Origin of the sequence: Nostoc cf. edaphicum LEGE 07299 (assembly GCF_015207245.1) — a bacterium.
Lineage (GTDB): Bacteria > Cyanobacteriota > Cyanobacteriia > Cyanobacteriales > Nostocaceae > Nostoc > Nostoc edaphicum_B.
Window position 1 is genome coordinate 1 of sequence record NZ_JADEXF010000198.1, and the last position, 6548, is coordinate 6548.

At 44.6% G+C, this 6548-nt stretch carries 4 protein-coding genes; all 4 read left to right on the top strand.

Annotation, left to right across the window (positions count from 1 at the left end):
- The first annotated feature begins 395 nt into the window (after positions 1-395).
- The 4 genes from IQ229_RS08030 (at position 396) to IQ229_RS08045 (ending at position 6548) form a co-directional block, all read left to right on the top strand.
- On the top strand, positions 396-2000 hold the full coding sequence (locus IQ229_RS08030; RefSeq protein WP_194042750.1) for a ferredoxin--nitrite reductase: 1605 nt from the start codon (positions 396-398) through the stop codon (positions 1998-2000).
- Positions 2001-2006: 6 nt separating this feature from the next.
- Positions 2007-2528 carry a hypothetical protein gene (locus tag IQ229_RS24655; RefSeq protein ID WP_322743954.1) on the top strand — a complete coding sequence of 174 codons (522 nt, stop codon included), beginning with the start codon at positions 2007-2009 and terminating at the stop codon, positions 2526-2528.
- A complete protein-coding gene (locus IQ229_RS08040) occupies positions 2438-3901 on the top strand; it encodes a NarK family nitrate/nitrite MFS transporter (protein ID WP_322743955.1) in 1464 nt (487 codons plus the stop codon). Before IQ229_RS24655 ends, IQ229_RS08040 begins: the two co-directional genes overlap by 91 nt.
- Positions 3902-4322: 421 nt before the next feature.
- Positions 4323-6548 carry a molybdopterin oxidoreductase family protein gene (locus IQ229_RS08045; protein WP_194042756.1) on the top strand — a complete coding sequence of 742 codons (2226 nt, stop codon included), beginning with the start codon at positions 4323-4325 and terminating at the stop codon, positions 6546-6548.

Consider the following 6548-nt stretch of genomic DNA (forward strand, 5'->3'; position numbering starts at 1 on the left):
GTTCTACATCGTTCAATAGTGACTTTAATGTAAAAAATGCATAGTATTCATGCGTTTTTTGTAGATTTTCCTAAAAAACGTAACAATTTATACGATTTTAACAAAAATATCATCTTAAGTTATGAGTATCGAAATTGTTACATGAACATTATCTAAACCTGCTTGACAAATTCCCAAGATGTAAATAGCCACAAATTTTCCTTAGCTAACCACGGATTTGGAGTTTCGCGTAGGAATGTTCTTGAGTAAAAATAATCAGCCGTAGTTAAATATTAAGTTTTTATTCCCTAACCCTCGTAGATACAGCACCTGATGTAACTACGGCTTGATTGGTATTGGGAAATTACGACCACAGTTCCCGATCATATCAGTAATTTGCAACGAGAGTCAGCCTTATGACAGACACAGCAACTACCACTAGCCTTAATAAGTTCGAGAAATTAAAAGCAGAAAAAGATGGACTCGCCATCAAGAGTGAGATAGAGAAATTTGCCGCCTTGGGTTGGGAGGCGATGAACGAAACAGATCGCGATCATCGACTCAAATGGGTAGGCGTGTTTTTTCGCCCAGTTACCCCAGGCAAGTTTATGATGCGGTTGCGGATGCCTAACGGTATTCTTACCAGCAGCCAGATGCGTGTTTTGGCTCAAGTAGTGCAGCGTTACGGTGATGATGGTTGCGCTGATATTACAACGAGACAGAATATTCAATTACGGGGGATTAGGATTGAAGATTTACCAGATATCTTTAATAGATTTCACGCAGTTGGTTTAACCAGCGTTCAGTCAGGGATGGATAACATTCGCAATATCACAGGCGATCCCGTGGCGGGGTTAGATGCAGATGAGTTGTACGACACGCGAGAGTTAGTACAGCAAATTCAAGATATGCTCACCAATAAAGGGAAAGGAAACCCAGAATTTAGCAACTTACCACGGAAGTTTAATATTGCGATCGCAGGTGGACGAGACAATTCGGTTCATGCTGAAATTAACGATTTAGCTTTTGTGCCAGCATTTAAGGAGGGGACTGGGGACAGGGAACAGGGAATAGGGCAAGAATTTTCCCAGTCCCAAATTTTTGGCTTCAACGTCCTTGTGGGTGGCTTTTTTTCAGCTAAACGTTGTGAGGCGGCGATTCCTTTGAATGCTTGGGTGACTCCAGAAGATGTAGTCGCTGTATGTAGAGCAGTTTTGGAAGTCTTTCGTGATCATGGCCCGCGTGCTAATCGGCAAAAATCGCGCTTGATGTGGCTAATCGATGAATGGGGTTTAGATAAGTTTCGAGCAGAAGTAGAAACTCGTTTGGGTAAATCATTATTACCCGCAGCACCTAAAGACGAAATCGACTGGGAAAAACGCGACCACATCGGGGTATATAAACAAAAACAAGCAGGATTAAATTACGCAGGCTTGAACATTCCTGTTGGTCGGTTGTATGCCGAAGATATGTTTGAAATCGCTCGTCTGGCAGAAGTTTACGGTACTGGCGAAATCCGTTTCACGGTTGAGCAAAATATTGTTATACCCAACATTGCTGAATCGCGTTTAGCAACATTTTTAACAGAGCCTTTGCTGGAAAGATTTTCTATCGATCCAGGTTTGCTGACGCGATCGCTAGTATCTTGCACAGGCGCACAATTTTGCAACTTTGCCCTCATCGAAACCAAAAACCGCGCCCTGGCAATGATTAAAGTCTTAGAAGAAGAGTTAACCTTCACCAACCCAGTCCGAATTCACTGGACAGGTTGCCCCAACTCATGCGGCCAGCCCCAAGTTGCAGACATCGGCTTGATGGGAACTAAAACTCGCAAAAATGGCAAAACCTTGGAAGGTGTTGACATCTATATGGGTGGCAAAGTTGGCAAAGATGCCCATTTAGGAACTTGTGTTATCAAAGGCATACCCTGCGAAGACTTACAGCCAATATTGCAAGATTTATTAATCAAAAACTTCGGGGCGAAACTCAAGCAAGAAGCCTTACTAGTTAGTAACTGCTAGTACTTATTGGGGGTATTCGGCATTGGGCAAAACTCATACTTCAACCTTAAAGGTGCAACTTCCGAGTTAAAAGGCTCAACCTTCGAGTTCAAAGGCTCAACTTCCGAGATAAAAGGTTCAACCTTCGAGTTAAAAGGCTCAACTTCCGAGTTAAAAGGCTCAACCTTCGAGATAAAAGGCTCAACCTCCGAGATAAAAGGCTCAACCTCCGAGATAAAAGGCTCAACCTTCGAGATAAAAGGCTCAACCTTCGAGTTCAAAGGCTCAACCTCCGAGATAAAAGGCTCAACCTTCGAGTTCAAAGGCTCAACCTCCGAGATAAAAGGCTCAACCTTCGAGTTCAAAGGCTCATCTTTCCCTACCTCTTCACCGTATTTTATTCAATTAGAAAGATTGGAATGCTTAAAAACTTATTTTCATTTAGCGATCGCTACCGCATTTTACATCAGACTTGGTTTGCTTTCTTTCTCACCTTTGTATGTTGGTTTAACTTTGCTCCCTTCGCTACAACCATTGGCAAAGAGCTAAGTTTAGCGCCTGAGCAAATCAAAACTTTGGGTATCTGTAACCTTGCTCTCACAATACCCGCACGGCTAATTATTGGGATGCTTCTGGATCGTTTTGGCCCCAGAATCACCTACTCAATCCTGCTGATGTTTGCGGTTATTCCTTGTTTGGCGACGGCGCTAGCGCAAGATTTTAATCAACTAGTTATCAGCCGTTTGCTGATGGGAATTGTCGGATCTGGATTCGTTGTGGGTATCCGCATGGTAGCCGAATGGTTCCACCCGAAGGAGATGGGAATTGCTCAAGGCATTTATGGCGGTTGGGGTAACTTTGGGGCTTTTGGTGCAGAGTTTGCTTTACCGATACTTGCAGTTGCTACTAGCTTTTTCGCTGGTGGTGCTTCTAACTGGCGGTTTGCGATCGCACTTACAGGGATCATTACAGCTATCTACGGCGTAATTTATTACAACAGCGTCCAAGACACACCCACTGGCAAAGTCTACAAGAAACCCAAGAAGAATGGTTCTTTAGAAGTCACGAGCGTTAAAAGCTTCTGGGCGCTGATTGTCTCGAATTTTGGTTTGATTTTCGCTCTAGGTTTATTAGCTTGGCGCTTGGAACAAAAGAACATTCACTTCCTAACTTTGAGCCAAATGTATCTGGCTTGGTTGCTATTAGCAGGATTGTTTGCTTACCAAAGTTACCAAGCTTGGCAGGTAAACCGAGAACTTCTAACTGGTAAAAAAACTTACGCTCCATCTGAACGCTTTCAATTTGGTCAAGTAGCCTTACTCGAATTCACTTACATAACTAACTTTGGCAGCGAACTAGCAGTTGTTTCCATGCTCCCAGCATTCTTTGAAAAAACTTTTGCTTTAGAGCATGTTGTAGCTGCGATGATTGCTGCTACCTATCCATTCTTAAATTTGGTTTCTCGTCCTAGTGGTGGCTTAATTTCTGATAAATTTAGCTCCCGTAAATGGACAATGACAATTATCAGTGCTGGCATCGGTGTTAGTTATTTGATTGCACATTTTATTAATGGTAACTGGCCAATTCCGCTAGCGATCGCAGTTACAATGTTTGCCGCCTACTTTGCCCAAGCTGGCTGCGGTGCAACTTACAGTATCGTCCCCCTAATTAAGAAAGAAGCCACTGGACAAATTGCTGGAAATGTGGGGGCTTACGGTAATTTTGGCGGCGTAGTTTACCTAACAATTTTTAGCTTAACCGACGCTCCAACACTATTTACCACAATGGGTATAGCTGCACTAGTCTGTGCTTTCATGTGCGCCTTCTTCCTGAAAGAACCAAAAGGTTCCTTTGCTGCCGCCTATGAAGGTGAATTACCAGAAACAGCAACTAAAAACTCTATTTTCTTAACTGAAGAATAGACCTGTCTTGAAAATAGAGAGTAGGCAGTAATACAAATAAATTCTCATAGTTCGTAGTAAGGACTTTAGTCCTTTTTTTCTAAGCACTAAAGTGACGTGAGTTCGACAGACCTCTCCCTCCCAGCCTCCCTCTCCTAAAAAGCGTTCGCGTAGCGTCTCCGTAAGGAGAGGGAGGAGTAACGATAAAATAGGGTTTTTGCTCCCCTCTCCTCTCTTCTCTACGAGAGGCTGCGCCAACGAGACGCTGCGCGAACGTAGGAGAGGGGCTGGGGGAGAGGTCAAAATAGCACTCGTCGAACTCACGTTAAAGTGCTTACTACAAACCCTCTTGCACTAGTTTAACAAAGTACTAAGTTACGCTTCTCAACCTGGCGCTACATCTGAGGTTGCAAAATCAAAATAACAAAATAGTACAACAGCCATGAGTGAATTTACCAAAACCCTTTGTCCTTACTGTGGTGTTGGCTGCGGTTTAGAAGTTTCACCTCCAGCCCAACATAACAAAGCAACTAATCGAGATAGCCAAGGAAATCCAATTTGGCGGGTGCGGGGTGATAAAGCCCATCCATCTAGTCAAGGAATGGTTTGCGTCAAAGGCGCAACGATCGCAGAATCTTTAGATAAAAATAGATTACATTATCCAATGGTGCGAGACTCCTTAGATCAAGAGTTTCGCCGCGTTAGTTGGGATGAAGCTTTTAATATCATCACGCAGCGCATTCAAACTATCCGCTTTACCCAAGGGCCAGAAGCCTTATGTATGTATGGTTCCGGCCAGTTTCAAACTGAGGATTATTACATAGCCCAGAAACTAATGAAAGGCTGTCTGGGTAGTAATAATTTTGATGCCAACTCTCGCTTATGTATGTCTAGTGCGGTGTCTGGCTACATTCAAAGCTTTGGCGCAGATGGCCCGCCCTGCTGTTACGAAGACTTGGAGTTAACTGACTGTGCATTTTTAATTGGCACTAATACAGCCGAATGTCACCCCATCGTTTTTAATCGGCTGGCAAAATATCACAAAAAGAACCGCAAAGTCAAAATGATTGTGGTCGATCCCCGTCGCACACCAACCGCAGAAGTTGCTGATTTGCATTTAGCCATTCGTCCCGGTACAGATATCGACTTGTTAAACGGCATCGCCCACTTGTTGATGCGCTGGAACTACATCGATACCATATTTATGGACGACTGCACCAGCAATTTTCCGGCTTATGCTGAAGTGATTCGCCACTATCCGCCGGAAGTGGTAGCTCGTCAATGTGGAATCAGCATTGAAGATTTAGAAACAGCAGCTCGCTATTGGGGTGAATCAGAGCGAGTATTGTCTTTGTGGTCAATGGGTGTAAATCAATCCTCAGAGGGGACGGCTAAGGTTAGAACGATCATTAACCTGCACCTGATGACTGGACAGATTGGTAAACCTGGGGCTGGCCCTTTTTCCCTCACTGGTCAACCAAACGCAATGGGAGGACGGGAAGCCGGAGGTTTGGCGCATTTATTACCGGGTTATCGGGTGGTGAAAAATCCTCAGCACCGAGCCGAAGTTGAGGAGTTGTGGGGACTCAAGCCAGGGCAGATTTCGCCCAATCCCGGTTTGACTGCTTGGGATATGATTACTGGCTTGGAAAATAGCGCTGTAGAGTTATTGTGGATTGCAGCTACCAACCCAGCTGTAAGTATGCCAGATTTGGAGCGCACGAAGAAGGCATTATTGCGATCGCCTTTCACTATTTATCAAGACGCTTATTATCCCACAGAAACCTCTGCCTACGCTCATGTTTTGCTACCAGCAGCCCAGTGGGGTGAAAAAACTGGTGTGATGACAAATTCCGAACGCGTGGTAACTTTATGTCAAGCATTTCGCCAACCGCCAAGAGAAGCTAAAGCCGATTGGGAGATTTTTGCCGAAGTTGGACGTAGATTAGGTTTTAAGAGAGAATTTACCTTTGCTAACTCTGCGGAAGTTTATGCTGAGTTTGTCAAACTAACTAAAAATCGCCCCTGCGATATGACAGGTCTTAGTCATGCGCAATTACAATCAGAAGGTCCGACTCAATGGCCTCACCCAGAAGAGAGCAGGGGGAGCAGAGGAGCAGGGGAAGCAGGGGGAGAAGCATCTGCCAATCGCTCTGGGAAACGATTATACACTAACTTGCGCTTCCACACCTCTGACGGACGCGCTCGATTTGGGGCATATTACTCCAAAGGATTGGCAGAACCACCAAACCCAGATTATCCGTTTGTGCTAACGAATGGACGGCTTTACGGACACTGGCATACCCAGACGCGTACCGGTCGAATTGAAAAAATTTGCAAAATGCATCCCGAACCGTTTATCGAAATTCATCCCCGTGATGCTGCTAAGTTAAATATTGTAGATAACCAGTATATAGAAGTGCGATCGCGTCGGGGTAAAGCGAAGTTTCCTGCTAAAGTTACAAAAGCGATCGCACCTGGTACAGTTTTTGTCCCCATGCACTGGGGTTCACTCTGGGCAGACAATGCCGAAGCCAACGCCCTAACCCATCCAGAATCTTGCCCCGATTCGCTGCAACCAGAATTAAAAGCCTGTGCTGTGCAGCTGATACCAATTTCGGTGGAAGTTCCCATCAAAGATTATCAACTCCAGTCCTCACAATGGTAA

Coding starts and splice junctions, on each gene's coding strand:
- IQ229_RS08030 (WP_194042750.1), top strand. CDS start 396: ATGACAGACACAGCAACTACCACTAGCCTTAATAAGTTCGAGAAATTA.
- IQ229_RS08045 (WP_194042756.1), top strand. CDS start 4,323: ATGAGTGAATTTACCAAAACCCTTTGTCCTTACTGTGGTGTTGGCTGC.